Genomic DNA, 18,405 nt, shown 5'->3' with positions numbered 1-18,405 from the left:
TTTCATAATCATAAGCCATTCCAATAATTTTCGGGATGGCTTTATGATTAGAATCAGTCTTCACGCTGAGGCATGTCATTAAACTACTATCCCCACGCAAATATTTTTGTACAGGTATCAAACAACCGTCTTTATGAGCGCAATAGTCATTTTGTTGATCGCAAGTATATCAGTAGCAGCCATTTTTCTGGCCGCTTTTATCTGGAGTGTACGCAATGGGCAATTTGATGATGAATTTTCGCCGCCACAGCGTATCCTGTTCGACAATCCTCCGGCAAAGCCAACCAACACCGATCAATAAACAATCACCCTATCAATATTTTCAAATCAGAATATACCAATATGCAAGTAGAGCAGTTTCATTATGACAACAAGATCGTAAAACAATTCGCCTATGCCACGGCGCTTTGGGGTATTGTGGGTATGGTGGCCGGTTTATGGGTGGCTATCCAATTTTACGCACCGGGCGCTGCGCTAAACTTTGCCCCTACCACCTTTGGCCGGTTACGTCCCGTACATACCAATGCAGTGATCTTTGCATTTGTAGGCAACTGTATTTTCACCGGTGTTTATTACTCGCTGCAACGTCTGTGTAAAGCACGCATGTTCAGCGACAAATTAAGCAAGATCCACTTCTGGGGCTGGCAGAGCATTATTGTGGCCGCGGCCATCACCCTGTTACTGGGTTACACCACCGGAAAGGAATATGCCGAACTGGAATGGCCTATCGATATTGCCATTACGCTGGTATGGGTCGTTTTTGGTATCAATTTGTTTGGAACCATTATAAAAAGAAGGGAACGCCACCTGTATGTAGCCATCTGGTTCTACATAGCTACCTGGGTAACCGTAGCCCTGTTGCATATTGTAAACTCATTTGAAATACCTGTTTCATTATTCAAAAGTTATAGCTGGTACGCCGGAGTGCAGGATGCCCTGGTGCAATGGTGGTATGGCCACAATGCCGTGGCATTTTTCCTTACCACACCTATTCTGGGTCTCATGTATTATTTTCTGCCCAAAGCGGCTAACAGACCGGTATATTCGTACAGGCTTTCTATCATTCACTTCTGGGCGCTGATCTTTATTTATATCTGGGCTGGTCCGCACCACCTGTTATATACAGCCTTGCCCGATTGGGCGCAATCGCTCGGCACCGTTTTCAGCATCATGCTGTTGTTACCCAGTTGGGGAGGTATGCTGAACGGGTTGTTCACCTTGCGCGGCGCCTGGGATAAAGTGCGCGAAGAACCTGTGCTGAAATTCTTTGTAGTGGCGGTTACCTGTTATGGCATGGCTACGTTCGAAGGCCCCATGATGTCGCTGAAAAACGTAAATGCCATTTCACACTTCACCGACTGGACGATCGCTCACGTACACATTGGCGGGCTGGGCTGGAACGGCTTTATGGCCTTTGGTATGCTGTACTGGCTCATACCACGTATGTGGGGCACTTCATTGCATTCAAAAAAACTTGCCACCAATCACTTCTGGCTGGGCACCATTGGCATCGTAATATATGCAGTACCGTTATACTGGGCCGGATTTACCCAGGCTCAAATGTGGAAGACGTTTACGGAAGAAGGGCAATTGAAATTCCAGTTCCTTGAAACCGTTACGCACATTATTCCCATGTACATTACCCGCAGCATTGGCGGTAGCTTATACCTGATAGGCGCCTTCCTGATGGTATTCAATCTTTATAAAACCATTAAGAAAGGTAAATTCATTGCCAACGAAGCAGCAGAAGCCGCACCGCTGGAAAAACATGCTGCTCCTGTAAAAGAACACTGGCATCGCTGGATAGAGAAAAAGCCTATGACCCTGTTGGTGTTCAGCCTGATCGTAGTAGCTATTGGCGGTGCTGTTGAAATGGTTCCCACTTTCCTGGTAAAAAGCAATATACCCACCATTGCCAGTGTACAACCTTATACCCCACTTGAACTGCAGGGCCGTGATATTTATGTGCGCGAAGGTTGTTATACCTGTCACTCCCAAATGATACGCCCCTTCCGCGATGAAGTAGCGCGCTATGGCGAATATTCCAAAGCCGGTGAATTCGTATACGATCACCCATTTCAGTGGGGTTCAAAAAGAACCGGACCCGATCTGGCGCGTGAAGGTGGTAAATATCCCGACAGCTGGCATTATAACCATATGATGGACCCCCGCATTATGTCGCCCGGTTCTATTATGCCATCGTACAGCTGGCTGCTCGATAACAAGATCGATACCGCCTCCACACCAGCCAAGATAAGGGCTATGCAAAAACTGGGGGTGCCCTACCCCGCTGGTTACGACCAGGTGGCAAACAAAGACCTGTTAACTCAGGCCAATGGTATCAGGCTGAGCCTGAAGATGGATAAAATAGAAACGCCCAAAGATGCAGAGATCGTAGCACTGATCTCGTACCTGCAACGGCTGGGAAAAGATATTAAAGCAACCGCTAAACAATAAACACCATGAAGTTTATACATTATTTAGAAAAGATAACCGGTGTAAGCATTTATCCGTTGATCTCCTTCACCATTTTCGGTTTGTTCTTTTTGGTCATGTTGATCTGGGTGATAAAAACCGATAAGAACAGGATCCATGAAATCAGCCGTATTCCATTAGACTAAACAAGAACCTAAAAACATTACTATATGCCCGGTATTTTTTGGTATAGAAAAATCAGCAATCAATTGTGGAAAGCAATGATGATAGGGGCTGCCCTGATATGCGCAACACCTGCTGCTTTTGCAGCGGGTGACGGGCAGCCAGGCAAACCATCATCGATTGACGATCCGTTTGTAATACTCATGGTCATCATTATGCTCATTCTGTTACTGGCCATTGGGTTACTGGCCCATGTGGTGTTAGGCGCTGCCAGTTTTTATTATCAAAGGGAAAAAGAACGCGAGCAGCAAAAGGCCGGCGCTTCCACTACTGTAATAGTAACGACCATTGCATTGTTGTTGTTTGCGGCGCCTGTTTTTGCACAGAATGCCGATGCACCAGCTACCACAGCAGTACAAACCGCCACTTCGTTTGGCAGTTTATCGGCTACTGCTTTTTATGCTATAGTAGGCGTTATTGGCATTGAACTCCTTGTGTTGCTTGCCCTCCTGTATCAGTTGCGCACTTTCCTGGCAAAAGAAAAACTTAAACAACAATTAGCCTCAAACGCAGCCACTGTACAAAAACCACGTGTTACCATCTGGGCCAAATTAAACAAATTCAAACCGGTTGAACAGGAAGCAGAAATGGACCTGGGGCATGAATACGATGGCATCAGGGAGCTGGATAACCGCTTGCCACCCTGGTGGTTGTATGGGTTTTATGCATCTATCCTTTTTGCAGTGATCTATCTGTGGCGCTACCACGTTTCACATTCAGCGCCGTTGAGCGGGGAAGAACTGCAGATAGCCATGACACAGGCTGAAGAACAAAAGGCCGAATACCTGAAAAAAAGTGCCAATAACGTAGATGAAAATACCGTAAAGCTGTTAACCGATGCCGCAGATATTACCGATGGTCAAAAAGTATTTACCCAAAACTGCGCTGCCTGTCATGGCAAAGCCGGTGAAGGAATTGTAGGTCCCAACTTAACTGATGATTACTGGTTACATGGCGGGGGTATTAAAGATGTTTTCAAAACCATTAAATATGGCTGGCCCGAAAAAGGTATGCGCAGCTGGAAAGACGATCTGTCGCCCGTACAAATAGCCCATGTTGCCAGCTATATTAAATCAATACATGGCAGTAACCCGCCCAATGCCAAAGCACAGCAGGGTGAGTTGTATAAAGAAGATAATAGCAATAATAAAACTGATTCGGCTGCCAGTAAAGCGGCTGTAGTCACGAATAAATAGATCAATCATTGGAAACAGGAACAAATAGCGCCCCCGTGTCAATAGAAAAGAACGAATCGTTCCGCGACCGCATCGCTACGGTTGATGAATCGGGCAAACGGAAATGGATCTTTGCGCAAAAACCAAAGGGGAAATGGTATGCTGCAAGAACCTATATAAGCTGGTTCTTCTTTATCCTTTTCTTTTCCTTACCATTTATTTATGTGCACGGCCGGCCTTTGTTCCTGTTCGATGTAACTGAAGCTCATTTTATCATCTTTGGTAAAGTGTTCTGGCCGCAGGATTTCTTCATCTTTGGCCTGGCCATGATCACTTTTATTGTATTCATTGTTTTGTTCACCGCCGCATTTGGCCGGCTGTTCTGTGGCTGGGTTTGTCCGCAAACCATCTTCATGGAAATGTTCTTTCGAAAAATAGAATACTTCATTGAAGGCAATGCGGCCGAACAACGTTTACTGGCAAAAGCCCCCTGGACCGGGAAAAAACTATTCAAAAAGACTACCAAACATGTGGTATTCTATCTGTTCTCGTTCATCATCGCCAATACCTTCCTGGCCTATATCATAGGCGTAAAAGCACTGGGTAAAATAATTACCGAACCGGTACATGAGCATGTAGGCGGTTTGTTTTCTATTCTGATCTTTTCAGGAATATTTTATGCTGTGTATGCCTTTTTCAGGGAACAGGCCTGTACGGTTGTATGTCCTTACGGCCGCCTGCAGGGCGTGCTGTTAGATCGCAACTCCATGATCGTTGCCTATGACTATAAACGCGGTGAGCCGCGGGGCAAGTACACAAAAAAGGTAACGGAAGATCATGGCGATTGCATCGATTGCATGCAATGCGTAAAGGTTTGTCCAACCGGTATTGATATTCGCAATGGCACGCAAATGGAATGTGTTGGTTGCACCGCCTGTATAGATGCCTGTGATACCATCATGGAAAGGATCAATAAACCGCTGGGATTGATCAGGTATGCTTCTGAAAATGGCATCGAGAACCGGGAACCGCTGAAATATACCGGCCGTATGAAATTGTATACGGTGTTGTTAAGTATTCTGGTTATTCTGCTGGGCTTATTGCTATTTACCCGTAAGGATGTTGATGCCACCATCATGCGTACGCCGGGTATGTTGTATCAGCAAAGAGGAACAGATAGTGTAAGCAACCTGTACAATATTAAAGTGGCCAATAAAACGATCAGTAGCATTCCGTTAAAACTGAAGCTGGAAGGCGTTAGTGGCCAGATACAGATCATTGGCGAACATAATTATATTACCGTTAAAGAAGAAGGACAGGGCGCCGGTACTTTCTTTGTGGTATTACCGGCGAATATCATTCATGAAAGAAAATTACCGATCAAAATTGGCCTGTATAACGGAAATGAACGGGTTGATGTGATCAGCACCAATTTTCTGGGACCGGTAGCAGAGTAAGTTCACTATTAAAACAAACAATCATGACATTAAACTGGGGACATAAATTAACCATCGGCTTTGTAGCTTTTGCCTCAATGATCGTTTACCTGGTTGTTCAAAGTATGAATACCCGCTACGACCTGGTATCGAAAGAATACTACAAGGAAGAACTGCAATACCAGCAGGTGATAGATGGTACCAGCCGGGCTAACCAGCTCAGCAGCCATACCACCATAACGCAAAAAAATGATAAGCTCACTGTGCAGCTGCCCAATGAGATGCAGCAAAAAACAATTACCGGCAATATATTATTCTACAGCATTGACAATTCGCAAAAAGATAAAAAAATACCGTTGCAAATAGATGGCAACGGTGCGCAAACCATTGACAGCCGCTCATTCATCTCCGGCAGGTATACCGCCAAGATCGGTTGGGAAAGCAGTGGCGTACAATATTATACTGAAGTGCCGGTAACCATTCATTAAAAACTATTATTCACGGCTCCATGTGGCAGGCATCAATAGCAGGAATATTATTAGGACTGGTAAGCAGTTTTCACTGCGTAGGCATGTGCGGCCCGTTGGCGCTGGCCTTACCGGTTCATCATTTACAAAAAATGCAACAGGGGTTTGCCGTATTGTTGTATAACCTGGGCCGGGTGATCACCTATTCCTTATTAGGTGGTTTATTTGGCTGGTTGGGAAGGGGAATATATATCGCCGGTTTTCAGCAATGGTTTTCTATTGTAATGGGTAGTGTGATCTTGTTATTTGCTTTCGGGTATTATATTTTGAACCGCCCGTTCAGCCCCGCCTGGTTACGAAAATTTAATGGCAGCATCCAACACCTGATGGGGCGGTTATTGCAATCAAAACAGGTGCATCATTATTTGTTATTAGGTATGGCCAACGGACTGCTACCCTGCGGGCTGGTTTACCTGGCCATTGCTGGTTCCCTAACTACGACCGGTATTGGAGAAAGTATCCTGTTTATGGCTTCATTTGGAACCGGCACCCTGCCGGCCATGCTCATCTTATCTTTCTTTGGCGTTCACATTAAATTATCACTGCGGCAACAAATGCGGAAAGCAGTGCCATTTATAATTGCCGGAATGGCCGTATTACTTATCTTAAGAGGATTGAACCTGGGCATTCCATTTGTGAGCCCGGTACTGGCCGATGCGCCCCAACCGGTTATTAGCTGTCATTGAAAAGGCTACTAAAGCTCATTGCTATTCACATCCTGATATCCCCATTCTTCATTATCACCCAATTCGCGACCCGGATATTTCCCATATTTCATGATTGTTATCGCCATCCATATTACCAAAAACGGAGAAGCAGCAAACATAATCGTAAGAACGGCTGCAGAAGCACCTGTACGAAACAATACTGTATAAATTACCAGATAAAGTGTAACAAAGGTTGTAGCAAAGACGGGACTTCGTAACATAAACAAAAGATTGTACTCTTAAGTTACGCCAATTTTCCCGGATGGTTACGGTTCAATACCTGTCATAGCAGGCAATTCAATGGTAATGGTTGTTCCTTCACCCAGGGCGCTTTGCAGCCTCACCTGCCCCTGCAACAGCTCCACATAGCCTTTAACAATATGCAATCCCAAACCGGTTCCCTGGATATTTATAGCATTCTTACCCCTGAAGAAGCTGCTGAACAAATGCTCCTGATCTTCTTCTGAAATACCGATGCCCTGGTCTTTTACCGAGATCACCATCTGGTTATTGGCATTGAGGGCCTTTAAATTAATACAGCCGTCATCGGGAGAGAATTTAACGGCGTTACTGAGTAAGTTAATGAGAATGTTCTTTAATAATTTTTTATCGGTATTGAACTGCCCGTCGCCATTCAGTTCAACCTGTATTTGCTGGCCCGCTTTGGCAATGGCCTTCATTTCTTCAGCCACCTCATCGAGGAAATCTTTTACATCGATCGATTCGGGTTTTACCTGAACTTTTCCTTCTTCCAGTTTCCCTAATGACAGAAAATCTTCCAACAGATCGTTGAGGTGTTTTACCGAATCTTTTATGCGCCTGATGTGCCGTTCCCGTTTATCCTGCTCTTCTGTTTTTACATACTTCGATAACAAAGCGGCTGATGACAATACCGTGCTGAGCGGTGTACGGAATTCGTGGGAAGCCGTTGACACAAACCGCGATTTGATCTCGTTCAACTCCTTTTCTTTATTCAGGGCTTCGTTCAGGTCCTGCTGTGACTTCTCCAGTTCCTGCAACGCCTCTTTCAGGATCAGCGTACGCTCTTCTACCTTGTTCTCGAGCTCGGCATTCAGCTTGCGGATATCGGCCGATACTTTTTCCAATTGTTCTTTTTGCTCAATAAGCCGGCGTTCACTTTCCTTACGCTGCGTTATATCAACTACAAAAGCGATCACATAGAATTGGTCTTTCTGTTTGTAAAAACTTAAACTCACTTCAACCGGCAGTTCGCCCCCATCTTTCTGGCGGGCAAACAGGTCGCGGCCATGCCCCATCGACCGGTTCGACGGCGCCTTGTAAAACCCTTCCCGGTACTTTATATGATTGGTAAAGCGCCCTGGTATCAACACCTCAATTGACTTGCCCAGCAACTCATCTTTTTTGTATTGGAACATATTGAGTGCGGCCGGGTTAATGAGAACAATTTCCCCGCGTTGATTGGTAAGGATAATGCCCTCGGTAGCATGTTCAAACAAAGCCGTCACCTGTTGTTTATCCGATTCGCTGGAGCCGTACAGTTTTTTTACGTACAGCACCGAGATCATGGTGAGCAGGGCAATAATGCCGCTGAATAAATGCTGCATGATCACCTGTTGCCGGCCCATGCCTTCATGCGGGTAAAATGCAGAAACAACAATGAGCGCAAGGGAAACAAACCCGAATATTTTAGTATATAGATCCTTTTGTAAAAAAATAGTAAGCAGAATTGCGGTAATAAGGCCGCCATCCAGAAAACTGAACTGGGGATACAGGTATTGCAATACGGCAGTACTCAAAGTGACCACCGAACAAAACAACAAAACATTAAAAGGTTTCTCTTTAAACATATGCTTACAAAATCGGTAACAAATTACAGATAATGTTGCATTTAGCCCTGCAAACGCCCGAAAAATTCAACAGGCGATATTCTTCTGTTCCATATTATCTTTGTGCCATGCGTATTGACATTATCACCGTTTTACCCGAATTGCTCGAAAGCCCGCTTTCTCATTCCATTATGAAAAGAGCCCGCGACAAAGGCCTGCTGCAGGTGCAGGTGCACCATTTGCGGCAATGGGCTGTGAACGAATACGGACAGGTTGATGACTATCAATACGGTGGCGGCGCCGGCATGGTCATGATGTGCGAACCGCTGGCCAATGCCATTGAAACGTTGTCGAAAGAACGGAAATATGATGAAATTATTTTTATGACCCCCGATGGAGAGCGGTTCAACCAGTCGATAGCCAATCAGCTATCGCTGAAAGAAAATTTGATCATCATTTGCGGTCATTATAAGGGAATCGACGACCGCATCAGGCAACATTTTGTTACCCGGGAAATTTCAATAGGTGATTTTGTATTAAGTGGTGGCGAACTGGCTGCCGCCATCGTAGTGGATGCCGTGGGCCGTTTATTACCGGGCGTATTAAATGATGAAACCTCGGCCCTCACCGATTCTTTCCAGGATAATTTGCTGGCGCCACCCGTTTATACCCGGCCGGCCGATTTCAGGGGCTGGAAGGTGCCTGATATTTTGCTGAGCGGCGATCCTAAAAAAGTGGAGGATTGGCGCTATGAACAATCCTTGCAACGCACCAAAGAAAGAAGACCTGATTTATTAGATAAACATTAATCGCTACGCAAACAAAATTTCCCTGAACCTCCCCACGTGTCGGAAGGGTTAGGGGAAGGACAAAAAAAAGCGGTCCGGCCAAAAGACCAAACCGCTGTAAGTAACAGGATAGTAAACTATGCTATCAAAAAAATAAGCAGGTAAATTACCAACTGCATAACGAGTGTAAGGACGATCGTCTTTTTCATAAGGGTGGATTTACGCCTATATAAAAGCACGCCGTGTGCCAAAGTGAATTTATTTATATAGGAGATTTACGCACCGTAATTAACCCGTTTGCTTCTGATGCTGACTATCAATTATTTTAGGAATATTAATTTTTTGCACACCGCCTCTTTCTCATTTCTTATTCTTCTTATCCCGTTTTTTATTTACCGGTAGTGATCACTACGTTTAAGGGTTTACCAGTAAACTCCACTGTTATAAAATCATTGGAAAGTTGTTGAAACGGGTCGGTTTGTTTTCCTCCATTGGCAGCATCTACAGGTTTACCATTAACCAGTGCCTGACCGGCAGCAATACCAACCGGCAATTCAATATTGAATTTGCGTTTGAATTTCTTGCCGTATTGATTGGGATTATTGGTAGTGATATCGATGGCTACTTTATTACCCGCAGTAACCCCTTTGAATGTCACCAGTTCATAATCGGCTTTTTCCAAAGTACGCGGCGTGGTGCCATCATCATCGTACCAAACATAGGTAGTGGCATTGGCCGACGGGTAATACCTGATGGTAACGTCTTTTGAATTGTATGTTTCAGTTGATTTAATGGTATCCTTTGTGATCCACATAGGAACAAAGCTGCCTTCTTTTACAAATACCGGTATTTGTTTTATATCAGCCGGCTGGTTAATGAATTTACCGCCATCTGTAACCGAATTGTTAGTCAGGCTGTACCATTTGCCTGCAGGCAGGTACATCATGCGGGCTGTTGCACCCTGGCTGATTACCGGCGCTACCAGCAAACCATCGCCCCACATAAATTCCTCATCGGCCTTTAAAGCAACGCTGTCTGCAAAATTGTAATAATACAGGGGTCGCATCAATGGTTTCCCCAACACTGCCTGATCGTACACCAATGAATAATTATAAGGCAACAACTGGTAACGAAGATTGATATACTTGCGTACGATGCTTTTATAAGGTTCCTCAACAAAGCAGGGTTCTGAAGGAATGCTTTTTACACTTTTATCATAATCTTCCAGGGCAGTGCCATGCGGGCGAAACACGGGCGTGAATGCAGCAAACTGCAACCAGCGCGTATACAGCTCGGGGTCGGCCTGTTCTGCCGCAGCAAAGCCACCGGCATCAGAATGAATGTAAGGCAATCCACTCAGGCTCATACCCAGTAAAACCAATGGCTGTGATTTCAAACCGCTCCAGCTGCGGGCCACATCGCCTGTCCAGGGAAGAATCGCGTACCGTTGGCTGCCGGCAAATCCCGACCGGTTCAACAGCACCAACCGCTGATCGCCCTGTTCATACAAATATTTTTCAAAGAACATTTTACTGAAGTAATGTGCGTACACATTATGCACTTCATCGGCGGCCATGGGACGGTTAACGCCATAATCTTTCAGGTTATGCATCATACCGGCAGGATGTTTTTCCGGTTCTGCCAAATCGAGCCACCAGCCGTTTACCCCATTGGTAACGATCTGCTTTTTATAATACTTCCAGATCCAGTCCTGCGATTGTTTGCGGAAAATATCAATCAGTCCGCCGGTCCCAAAATAAAGGTCCGGTATCATCATTGGACTGCCATCGGCGCCGGTTGCCATAAAAGGGGTAGCCTCGGTATATGTTTTTGTATTCTGTAAAATATAAGGCTCGGTGATGAGTACCGATTTCAAATTGTTGTTTGTTTTGAGATCAGTGAGCATTTGTTTGGCATTGGGCCATTTTTGGGTATTCACCCAATCGAGATTTCCCAGGGTGCCTTTGATATTATCGCCAAACCAGAAGAGGTCGAACACCAGCGCATCCATAGGAAAACGGTCCTGTTTCATTTTACCAACAACCTGCTTTACCTGTTCCTCGCTTTGATAGCCAAAACGCGATACAAAATTGCCGAACACCCAACGGGGCGGCAATGGCTGGCGGCCTGTGATGGCGGTATAATTGTTCAGGATCTCATCAAGGTTTTTTCCGAATACAACATAGTAAGTGAGCTCGCCACTGGTAAAACCGGCTTCAAGGATATTCTTATCGGTTAGGCCAATATCAACATATCCTTTGGAAGGATTATCAAAAAACAATGCATAACCGGCTGAAGAAATAAATACCGGCACGGAAAAATTAAGGTTCTCAGCGCCCAGTCCATACCCATAAGATGAACTGTTATATAAATTGAGGCGGTAACCACGCCGGTTCATGGGCAATGCCCGTTCGCCGCCGCCAAAGATCTGTTCATTGTCGAACAACTGAAACCGGAAACCCCGGGTATCGCCCTGCGTAAAATAAGTGGCTGATTTTACTTTTACTTCTTTCCCGGTTTTATAATACAGTTTATCGCGTTGCACCACCACGCTGGTAAGGTTTTCCCATTCCACGGTTTGCGAAATCGCGTTTGTGATCTTTGTATTCACCACCGGCGGTTTGGCAATAACGGCATCAGATACCTGTTCGGTTTTGCTGTAATCATACGGTTTGTACGTGGTTTTAATAACGGCATTGTTAAACCCATGAAAGGTCCAGATGCCTTCTTTGGCCTTAAACACCACTTCGGTGGTTTTGCCAACGAAGGGATCTTTTCCTACCGTATTGATGATCGCCTGCTGGGCATGCACCGTTGCGAAAACAACCAATAAAATTATGCTGCAAATACTTCTTTGGATGATTGCCATATTGCCTGATTAAGGCATCAAATTAAAAAAACAACCGTTACCGGCAAACTTATTTGCAGGCTGCATCGACACGGGTTGACATAAAAAAACCACGGATACCGGTGCTGCGGGCGCAACGATGGTATCCGTGGCTGCAAAAAGAATGTGTTCAGGAAATGTTAAAACTTATTGCTTCGGCATTTCGAACAACTTCATATCAATTTCTTTATTGATCTCCGTTTTCTTGTTGGTAAGGTTTAAAGCAACACCCTGCATGTTTATTTCGGTTTTGGAAGGTATTACATTACCATAATCTGTTTTCTTGTAGTCAGAAAAGGTCAGGTTTGTTTCCACATCCATACCACCTCCACTTACTTTAACTGAGCTTTGCAGAATGTAATACGTGGTAGGGTCAATCCATATCAGGCTTTCCACTCCTTCCTTGGTTTTTAATTTCAGCTTGAAGGCATCTTTGCCATTAAGCGCTTCCTTTCCCACCAGGTCAACGGTAGTGCCTTTGGCAGCGTAATTGAACAGGGGGCCGCCGGGATCAAGTTGTCCCATCCCAACTTTTGCCTGCTCAGCGGGCATCTCTGTCGGAGTAGCCTGTCCCATCATCGGATTTAGCCCCCAGGCGCTTTTATCAGTAAAACACTGAATTATTTTCTGACCGGCCAATTCTACTTCATTTTTATAGGCCTTCCCATTTACCAGCCAGGTTTTACCGGGAGCAGCTCCCATACCCGGAATTTCCATTTCATATTCTGTATAAACGGTTTTAATAGACGCCAGTTTCTCTTTGCCACCCAATGCCTCAATATGCTTATTGATGATTTCGTCGGCGGTTTGTGCATGTAATGAAACTACTGACAGCATACTGGCTGCCATCAAAACTACTCGCAGGGATCTCATTTTTTGAACTTTTTTGATTGGTAAAATGGTTTTATAAATCGGCCTTTTAGTTAACCCATCCGAATGGTCATTTCCGCCTGAATGAACGTATTCGGGCAGGCGGGCGGCTTCCCGGTTGGGAGAATTTATAAAATTAGTGGGTTGTCCTGTTAAAATATTACAAAGAGCCAATATCTTTTTAAATTAATATTGTGCCTGGAAAAACCGAAGTAAGTCAGGATTTTTAGATTTCGGAATTTAGAGATTTTAAGATTTATGGAAAATGTCAAAACCAAAGCAAATCCCCAAATCGCCAAATCTCAAAATCAGCAATTACCTCGTACTTCTAACTTCAGCTTGTCGGAATCAGATATAGGTCCACTTCAAACGAAAATGCATGAACTATTCTATAAAAGGCAATCTCGTAGACACATGGCAGAAAAAAATATATCCGGCTGAAGTGACCGTTGTGAACGGGAAAATAGCATCCATAACGCCTTTAGAAGAAGAAGGGTTGGAACCGAAGCGCTTTATTCTCCCCGGTTTTATTGACAGTCACGTACATATTGAGAGCTCCATGCTGGTGCCCCGCCAGTTTGCCCGGCTGGCAGTAGTACATGGCACCGTTGCCACCATCAGCGATCCGCATGAAATTGCCAATGTTTGCGGTATGAAGGGGGTTGAATACATGATTGAAAACGGGCGCACCGTTCCATTCAAATTCTTCTTTGGAGCGCCCAGTTGTGTACCAGCTACCGTTTATGAGACCGCAGGCGCCACCCTCGATGCAGAAGAAGTAGCCACCCTGTTACAAAAAGAAGAAATACCTTACTTAAGCGAAATGATGAATTTCCCCGGGGTGCTGTACAAAGACCCGGCGGTAATGCAAAAGATACAGGCAGCCCGGCAGGCAGGCAAACCCATTGATGGGCATGCCCCGGGCTTGCGGGGTGATGAGGCCCGGAAGTACATTGAAGCCGGTGAACCGGGAAAAGTGACCATCAGCACCGATCACGAATGTTTTACCCGCGAGGAAGCCCTGGATAAACTGCAGTATGGCATGAAGATCATTATCCGCGAAGGAAGCGCTGCCCGCAATTTTGAAGCCCTGATCGATTTGCTGAACGACTATCCGCAACAGATCATGTTTGGCAGTGATGATAAACACCCCGATAGCCTGGTAGCCGGTCATATTAACCAGCTTTGCGCCCGGGCGGTGGCCAAAGGTATAGATGTGTTCAGCGTATTACAGGCCGCATGCGTGAACCCGGTGTTACATTACAAACTACCGGTTGGGCTGCTGCGCACCGGCGATGACGCCGATTTTATTGTCACCAGCGACCTGCAACAGTTCAACGTGCTGCAAACCTATATCAACGGTGAACTGGTGGCCGAAGACGGTCATTCGCGCATAGCCTCTCAAACTTCGGGACTCATCAATAATTTCAATTGCAGTCCTAAAAAAGTGGCCGACTTCCTGCTGCCCTGGAATGGCCAAACCACTATACCAGTCATTGAGGCGCTCGATGGACAACTGATCACCAATAAACTGTTATTGCCACCTGCAACCAGCGATGGCTATATGGTGAGTGATACGGAAAGGGATATCCTGAAAATAGCCGTGGTGAACCGCTATACCAATGCGGTAGTGGCATTGGCGTTTATTAAGAATACGGGATTGAAGCAGGGCGCCATTGCATCTTCCGTTGCACATGACAGCCATAATATTGTGGCGGTGGGTGTTGACGATGAAAGTCTGTGTAAGGCAGTTAACCTGGTTATAGCAGAACGGGGCGGTGTAAGTTGTGTAAGTGAACAGGCATCCCTGGTATTGCCCTTACCCGTTGCCGGGTTAATGAGTGCTGAAGACGGTTACGAAGTAGCCAATTCCTATACAGCCATTGATGCCATGGCCAAATCACAGGGTAGCACCCTGGCGGCACCCTTTATGACCCTTTCCTTTATGGCATTGCTGGTTATTCCGCATTTGAAATTAAGCGACCTCGGTCTTTTTGATGGTGATGCGTTTAAACTGGTTCAGAAAACACTTTAATAATCAGCATCAATTTTACAGTAAAATAATGATCGAAATACCCAGTTAAGGTTACCAATATCATATTATAATTACCACTAAACTGAAATTTTCTTTTTATCTTTAGTAATAGCACCTGCTACTACTATTAACTCCGCCTTTCCTCTGAATCCCAAAAGGTTTAAACCAAATCCCATTCAGGAACCAAAAAACCTTAGAAGATGTCGACATCAACCGTAAACAATGCGCAGGCAGTGGAGCAAAGGCAAATAAAAACGTCCATTCCCGAATCAGCTTTTACACTTTTTGTAAAGAATATATATCCTATTAGTGCAACTGTTCAGGAGTTCATGAACCAAAAAACGTATTCGGGTCATTTGCATAAAGGCGAATACCTTGTAAATGCAGGCGGCATGTGCAACAGCATCTACCTCATAAGGAAAGGTATTTTGCGCAGCTATATAAAAGAAGGGTCAAAAGAGATCACTACCTGGATATCGAGTGAACAGGAACTGGTTACCTGTATTACCAGCTTTGGCTTACAGCAACCGGCACGCGAAAACATCCAGGCGCTGGAAGATTGCGAGCTCACGGCCCTGAACCTGGAAGACCTGCAATACCTGTACGATAATTTCCCCGAAGCAAATATTGTGGGAAGAAAGGTATTGGAAAAATATTACCGCGATGCAGAAGAAAGAGCTTTCATTGCCCGTCTCATGGAAGCCACTTCCAAATACAAACATTTTATTGCCACCAAAAGCAATCTGCTGAACCGGGTTCCGCTTAGATTCATTGCTTCTTACCTGGGTATGACCCTCGAAACGCTTAGCCGCATCAGAAGCAAGCTATCAAAGACCATCAATGAGGTGGATACCCGCCCGGATGAACCGTTCGGACGGGGGGATGGACAATGGTCAATGAACAATGGTCAATAGCTGTTGGAATTGGAATCCCCGGGCTTCCCGCCATAGGCGAGGTACGTGCCGGAGACAGTCCTTCGACTCCACTCAGGACCGTCTGGTTATCACACTAACACAACCTGTCCCGATTTTAGTCGGGATTATTCCCCCCTTTAGGGGGCCAGGGAGCTTTTACCGGTAAAACAACCGGTTTTACCGACTTATAGGTTCTGCCTGGCGGCCGGCGCTTGTCTTATGACGCTGGCAGGGATAGCTTTGTGTAAAATTATTAATCGATGCGCGACAAGAGTTTAAAAGAACAGCGGCGGAAAGCCTTTATAAAAGCCCAAAGTAAAGAATTCATGAAGAGGCGGAGAAAAAGCGGCAGTGTACTGGCAGGTTTGTTGTTACTGTGCATTGGCGGCATTTTACTGTTAAAAGAATTTGGTTTCCCATTTCCAGACTGGCTTTTCACCTGGCCCATGATATTAGTTGCGTTTGGCTTGCTGGCCGGCGCCGGCAATGCCTTCCGCGATCCGGGTTGGATTATCATCACAGGAGTAGGTGCGGTTTTCCTGCTCGACAAAATATGGCCTGCCATTCCTATACATCATTTCATTTGGCCGGTGGTGATCATTGCATTAGGCCTGATCATCATGTTGGCCCCACGCCGGCACCGCAAATGGCATGAAAAATGGGACAGGTTCAGGGAAAGATATGATAACCAGGACTGGGAAAAATGGCCACATACAGTACAAACGTCAACCGGTGAAAACCTAACTGAACCCCAGCCAACTGTAATACCCCCCCAAAGAGAAGACGATAGAAGGAACAGTGATAACTGGCTCGAAACGGTAACGATCTTCGGCAATGTAAAAAAACTGGTGTATTCAAAAAACTTCAAAGGCGGCGACATTGTAACCATATTCGGCGGCGCCGAGATCAATTTAACGCAGGCCGATTTCAAAGGAAATATAGTCATTGAACTGGTACAAATATTCGGCGGTGCCAAACTGATCATTCCGCCCCACTGGCAAATACGTTCTGAAATGGTTGCCGTGTTCGGTGGCATTGAAGACAAACGCGCTCCGCAAAACAGTTATGACGAAGACAAAGTAGTTATATTGAACGGAACCACTTTCTTCGGCGGCATTGAAATAAAAAGCTTTTAATAAAACTTTTCTCCCAACCATTAAAATTACCTATTGTATGAACTGGTTTCTGGCAAAAATAGTATACAGGATCGTTTGTGGCGAAGGTGACCATACAGCCCAGTTTGATGAGCAATTGCGACTGATACAGGCCGCTGACGAAAACGAGGCATTTGATAAAGCAAAGGCCATTGGTGAACAGGAGCAGGAAATGTTTCTGAACCAGCAACAAAAATTAGTTACCTGGCAGTTTGTGAATGTGTGTGAGCTGTATAAAATATCGGCCCTTATCGACGGCGCAGAATTATATTCGCGGATACAGGAAACCGATAATGCAGGATTGTATATGGAACTGGTGCATAAAAAAGCCGCCCATATAAAAGCAAACAACACGCATAAATATTTGCAGTTATTTTAATCCGGCGTTCATTAAATTTTTAAATGTGGCATCATCACCACTTGGTACATTAAAGAACAAATCAATATTTGCGGCAGCCTGGCTTACCTGGTCGCTGATGCAGGTGAAGATATTGCAGGATTGGGGATTTTCTGCAAAAGTTGCAGTCATTGACAGTCTCGTGAGTAATGCATTGCTGGCAGCTATAACTATAATCATTGCCAATAGTCTCCGGTATTATATTCCTAAAAAAGGAAAATACATCTATATCATTATCATTTGCGCGGTTAAATGTGGTATCTGGAGCGCGCTGGTAAAGTATGCCATGGGTAACATTTTTCCCGGAGAAACCGTATACCTGCAGTTCCTCAACAAGTTCATGCCCATCCGATTTGATATAGCCCTGTTGATAACCTGTTGCATGGCCCTTATCTGCGAACTGTATTTTACACTCGAAGAACAGAAAGACAGCGACCTCCGGAAAACAGATGCCGAGAAACTGGCACGTGAAGCCGAACTGTATAAATTACGTCAGCAATTACAACCGCATTTTTTGTTCAACAGCCTGAATTCGATCAGCGCATTGATCACCATACAACCGGCGCAGGCGCGCAAAATGATCCAGCAGTTGAGTGATTTCCTGCGCGGCACATTAAAAAAAGAAGAGAACCTGTGGATCAGTCTGGACGATGAATTACAACATTTACAATTATACCTTGATATAGAAAAAGTGCGTTTTGGCCATCGCCTGAACACGGCAGTCAACAGTTCTGAAGCAGCCGGCAAACTGCAATTGCCCAGCATGTTGTTACAGCCCCTGGTAGAGAATGCCATCAAATTTGGTTTATACGATACAACTGAAGAAGTGACCATAAGCATTACCGTTGTTCAGGAAAACAATTACCTGGTTGTTTCCATCCAAAATCCTTTCGACCCCGAAACCTCATCACCTAAACAGGGAACGGGATTTGGATTGAGCTCAGTACAACGCCGTTTGTATTTGATGTTTGCCCGGCACGATCTCCTGAACACCCAACACACCGAAAACCAGTTTACCACTGTAATAAAAATTCCACAGCCCATTTAAA

General features: G+C 45.1%; 17 protein-coding genes. 13 read left to right on the top strand and 4 right to left on the bottom strand.

The genetic code is table 11. The features are described 5' to 3' along the window. The first annotated feature begins 133 nt into the window (after window positions 1-133). Genes ccoS through A3860_RS24880 form a run of 7 tightly spaced genes read left to right on the top strand, consistent with a single transcriptional unit; the run spans window position 134 to window position 6,482 of the window. The gene (gene ccoS, locus A3860_RS24910; protein ID WP_081151139.1) at window positions 134-301 is read left to right on the top strand and encodes a cbb3-type cytochrome oxidase assembly protein CcoS; all 168 of its coding nucleotides are present in this window, start codon (window positions 134-136) and stop codon (window positions 299-301) included. Between the two features lie 41 nt (window positions 302-342). Further along, window positions 343-2,457, top strand: coding sequence for a cytochrome-c oxidase, cbb3-type subunit I (gene ccoN / locus A3860_RS24905; RefSeq protein WP_081151137.1), 2,115 nt, complete (start codon window positions 343-345; stop codon window positions 2,455-2,457). A gap of 5 nt (window positions 2,458-2,462) precedes the next feature. Further along, entirely contained in the window at window positions 2,463-2,621 is a 159-nt protein-coding gene (locus A3860_RS24900; RefSeq protein ID WP_081151134.1) for a cytochrome C oxidase Cbb3, read from the top strand. A 24-nt stretch (window positions 2,622-2,645) separates the two neighbouring features. Then, window positions 2,646-3,854 carry a cbb3-type cytochrome c oxidase N-terminal domain-containing protein gene (locus A3860_RS24895; RefSeq protein ID WP_143774250.1) on the top strand — a complete coding sequence of 403 codons (1,209 nt, stop codon included), beginning with the start codon at window positions 2,646-2,648 and terminating at the stop codon, window positions 3,852-3,854. 8 nt (window positions 3,855-3,862) lie between these two features. Continuing rightward, on the top strand, window positions 3,863-5,290 hold the full coding sequence (gene ccoG / locus A3860_RS24890; RefSeq protein ID WP_143774249.1) for a cytochrome c oxidase accessory protein CcoG: 1,428 nt from the start codon (window positions 3,863-3,865) through the stop codon (window positions 5,288-5,290). Window positions 5,291-5,313: 23 nt separating this feature from the next. Then, the gene (locus A3860_RS24885; RefSeq protein ID WP_081151132.1) at window positions 5,314-5,757 is read left to right on the top strand and encodes a FixH family protein; all 444 of its coding nucleotides are present in this window, start codon (window positions 5,314-5,316) and stop codon (window positions 5,755-5,757) included. A 20-nt stretch (window positions 5,758-5,777) separates the two neighbouring features. Then, the gene (locus A3860_RS24880) at window positions 5,778-6,482 is read left to right on the top strand and encodes a sulfite exporter TauE/SafE family protein (RefSeq protein ID WP_081151129.1); all 705 of its coding nucleotides are present in this window, start codon (window positions 5,778-5,780) and stop codon (window positions 6,480-6,482) included. An 8-nt stretch (window positions 6,483-6,490) separates the two neighbouring features. Here the strand turns inward: A3860_RS24880 and A3860_RS24875 are convergent, their stop codons facing one another. Together A3860_RS24875 and A3860_RS24870 are read right to left on the bottom strand one after the other, a co-directional pair. Next, window positions 6,491-6,724 carry a hypothetical protein gene (locus tag A3860_RS24875; RefSeq protein WP_081151127.1) on the bottom strand — a complete coding sequence of 78 codons (234 nt, stop codon included), beginning with the start codon at window positions 6,722-6,724 and terminating at the stop codon, window positions 6,491-6,493. Window positions 6,725-6,769: 45 nt separating this feature from the next. Beyond that, window positions 6,770-8,332 carry a sensor histidine kinase gene (locus tag A3860_RS24870; protein ID WP_245843620.1) on the bottom strand — a complete coding sequence of 521 codons (1,563 nt, stop codon included), beginning with the start codon at window positions 8,330-8,332 and terminating at the stop codon, window positions 6,770-6,772. A gap of 32 nt (window positions 8,333-8,364) precedes the next feature. Here A3860_RS24870 and trmD point away from each other — a divergent pair, with 32 nt between their 5' ends. Next, complete coding sequence (gene trmD / locus A3860_RS24865) at window positions 8,365-9,120, top strand: tRNA (guanosine(37)-N1)-methyltransferase TrmD (RefSeq protein ID WP_245843619.1); 756 nt, start codon at window positions 8,365-8,367, stop codon at window positions 9,118-9,120. A 367-nt stretch (window positions 9,121-9,487) separates the two neighbouring features. On the opposite strand, the gene A3860_RS24860 is transcribed toward trmD, so the two are convergent. Both A3860_RS24860 and A3860_RS24855 read right to left on the bottom strand, forming a co-directional pair. Next, a complete protein-coding gene (locus tag A3860_RS24860) occupies window positions 9,488-11,968 on the bottom strand; it encodes a TIM-barrel domain-containing protein (RefSeq protein ID WP_081151124.1) in 2,481 nt (826 codons plus the stop codon). A gap of 165 nt (window positions 11,969-12,133) precedes the next feature. Further along, complete coding sequence (locus A3860_RS24855) at window positions 12,134-12,859, bottom strand: LolA family protein (RefSeq protein ID WP_143774248.1); 726 nt, start codon at window positions 12,857-12,859, stop codon at window positions 12,134-12,136. A 376-nt stretch (window positions 12,860-13,235) separates the two neighbouring features. On the opposite strand from A3860_RS24855, the gene ade reads away from it, so the two are divergent. From ade to A3860_RS24830, 5 genes are all read left to right on the top strand, one after another. Then, window positions 13,236-14,891 carry an adenine deaminase gene (gene ade, locus A3860_RS24850; protein ID WP_081151119.1) on the top strand — a complete coding sequence of 552 codons (1,656 nt, stop codon included), beginning with the start codon at window positions 13,236-13,238 and terminating at the stop codon, window positions 14,889-14,891. Between the two features lie 200 nt (window positions 14,892-15,091). Beyond that, complete coding sequence (locus A3860_RS24845) at window positions 15,092-15,805, top strand: Crp/Fnr family transcriptional regulator (protein ID WP_081151117.1); 714 nt, start codon at window positions 15,092-15,094, stop codon at window positions 15,803-15,805. A 260-nt stretch (window positions 15,806-16,065) separates the two neighbouring features. Further along, window positions 16,066-16,941: a LiaF transmembrane domain-containing protein gene (locus A3860_RS24840; protein WP_081151114.1), complete on the top strand. Its 876-nt coding sequence runs from the start codon at window positions 16,066-16,068 to the stop codon at window positions 16,939-16,941. A 37-nt stretch (window positions 16,942-16,978) separates the two neighbouring features. Continuing rightward, window positions 16,979-17,338, top strand: coding sequence for a DUF4288 domain-containing protein (locus A3860_RS24835; protein WP_081151112.1), 360 nt, complete (start codon window positions 16,979-16,981; stop codon window positions 17,336-17,338). A gap of 25 nt (window positions 17,339-17,363) precedes the next feature. Further along, on the top strand, window positions 17,364-18,404 hold the full coding sequence (locus A3860_RS24830; RefSeq protein WP_081151109.1) for a sensor histidine kinase: 1,041 nt from the start codon (window positions 17,364-17,366) through the stop codon (window positions 18,402-18,404). Window position 18,405: the final 1 nt, after the last annotated feature.

This window comes from Niastella vici (assembly GCF_002077945.1).
GTDB lineage: Bacteria > Bacteroidota > Bacteroidia > Chitinophagales > Chitinophagaceae > Niastella > Niastella vici.
The sequence above is the reverse complement of the archived record's forward strand: the minus strand, read 5'-3'. Positions and strand labels throughout refer to the sequence as shown.

Excerpts from the sequence above, each read along its gene's own strand:
- ccoS (WP_081151139.1), top strand. The coding sequence starts at position 134 with ATGAGCGCAATAGTCATTTTGTTGATCGCAAGTATATCAGTAGCAGCC.
- ccoN (WP_081151137.1), top strand. The coding sequence starts at position 343 with ATGCAAGTAGAGCAGTTTCATTATGACAACAAGATCGTAAAACAATTC.
- A3860_RS24900 (WP_081151134.1), top strand. The coding sequence starts at position 2,463 with ATGAAGTTTATACATTATTTAGAAAAGATAACCGGTGTAAGCATTTAT.
- A3860_RS24895 (WP_143774250.1), top strand. The coding sequence starts at position 2,646 with ATGCCCGGTATTTTTTGGTATAGAAAAATCAGCAATCAATTGTGGAAA.
- A3860_RS24885 (WP_081151132.1), top strand. The coding sequence starts at position 5,314 with ATGACATTAAACTGGGGACATAAATTAACCATCGGCTTTGTAGCTTTT.
- A3860_RS24880 (WP_081151129.1), top strand. The coding sequence starts at position 5,778 with ATGTGGCAGGCATCAATAGCAGGAATATTATTAGGACTGGTAAGCAGT.
- A3860_RS24875 (WP_081151127.1), bottom strand. The coding sequence starts at position 6,724 with ATGTTACGAAGTCCCGTCTTTGCTACAACCTTTGTTACACTTTATCTG.
- A3860_RS24870 (WP_245843620.1), bottom strand. The coding sequence starts at position 8,332 with ATGTTTAAAGAGAAACCTTTTAATGTTTTGTTGTTTTGTTCGGTGGTC.
- trmD (WP_245843619.1), top strand. The coding sequence starts at position 8,365 with ATGTTGCATTTAGCCCTGCAAACGCCCGAAAAATTCAACAGGCGATAT.
- A3860_RS24860 (WP_081151124.1), bottom strand. The coding sequence starts at position 11,968 with ATGGCAATCATCCAAAGAAGTATTTGCAGCATAATTTTATTGGTTGTT.
- A3860_RS24855 (WP_143774248.1), bottom strand. The coding sequence starts at position 12,859 with ATGAGATCCCTGCGAGTAGTTTTGATGGCAGCCAGTATGCTGTCAGTA.
- ade (WP_081151119.1), top strand. The coding sequence starts at position 13,236 with ATGAACTATTCTATAAAAGGCAATCTCGTAGACACATGGCAGAAAAAA.
- A3860_RS24845 (WP_081151117.1), top strand. The coding sequence starts at position 15,092 with ATGTCGACATCAACCGTAAACAATGCGCAGGCAGTGGAGCAAAGGCAA.
- A3860_RS24840 (WP_081151114.1), top strand. The coding sequence starts at position 16,066 with ATGCGCGACAAGAGTTTAAAAGAACAGCGGCGGAAAGCCTTTATAAAA.
- A3860_RS24835 (WP_081151112.1), top strand. The coding sequence starts at position 16,979 with ATGAACTGGTTTCTGGCAAAAATAGTATACAGGATCGTTTGTGGCGAA.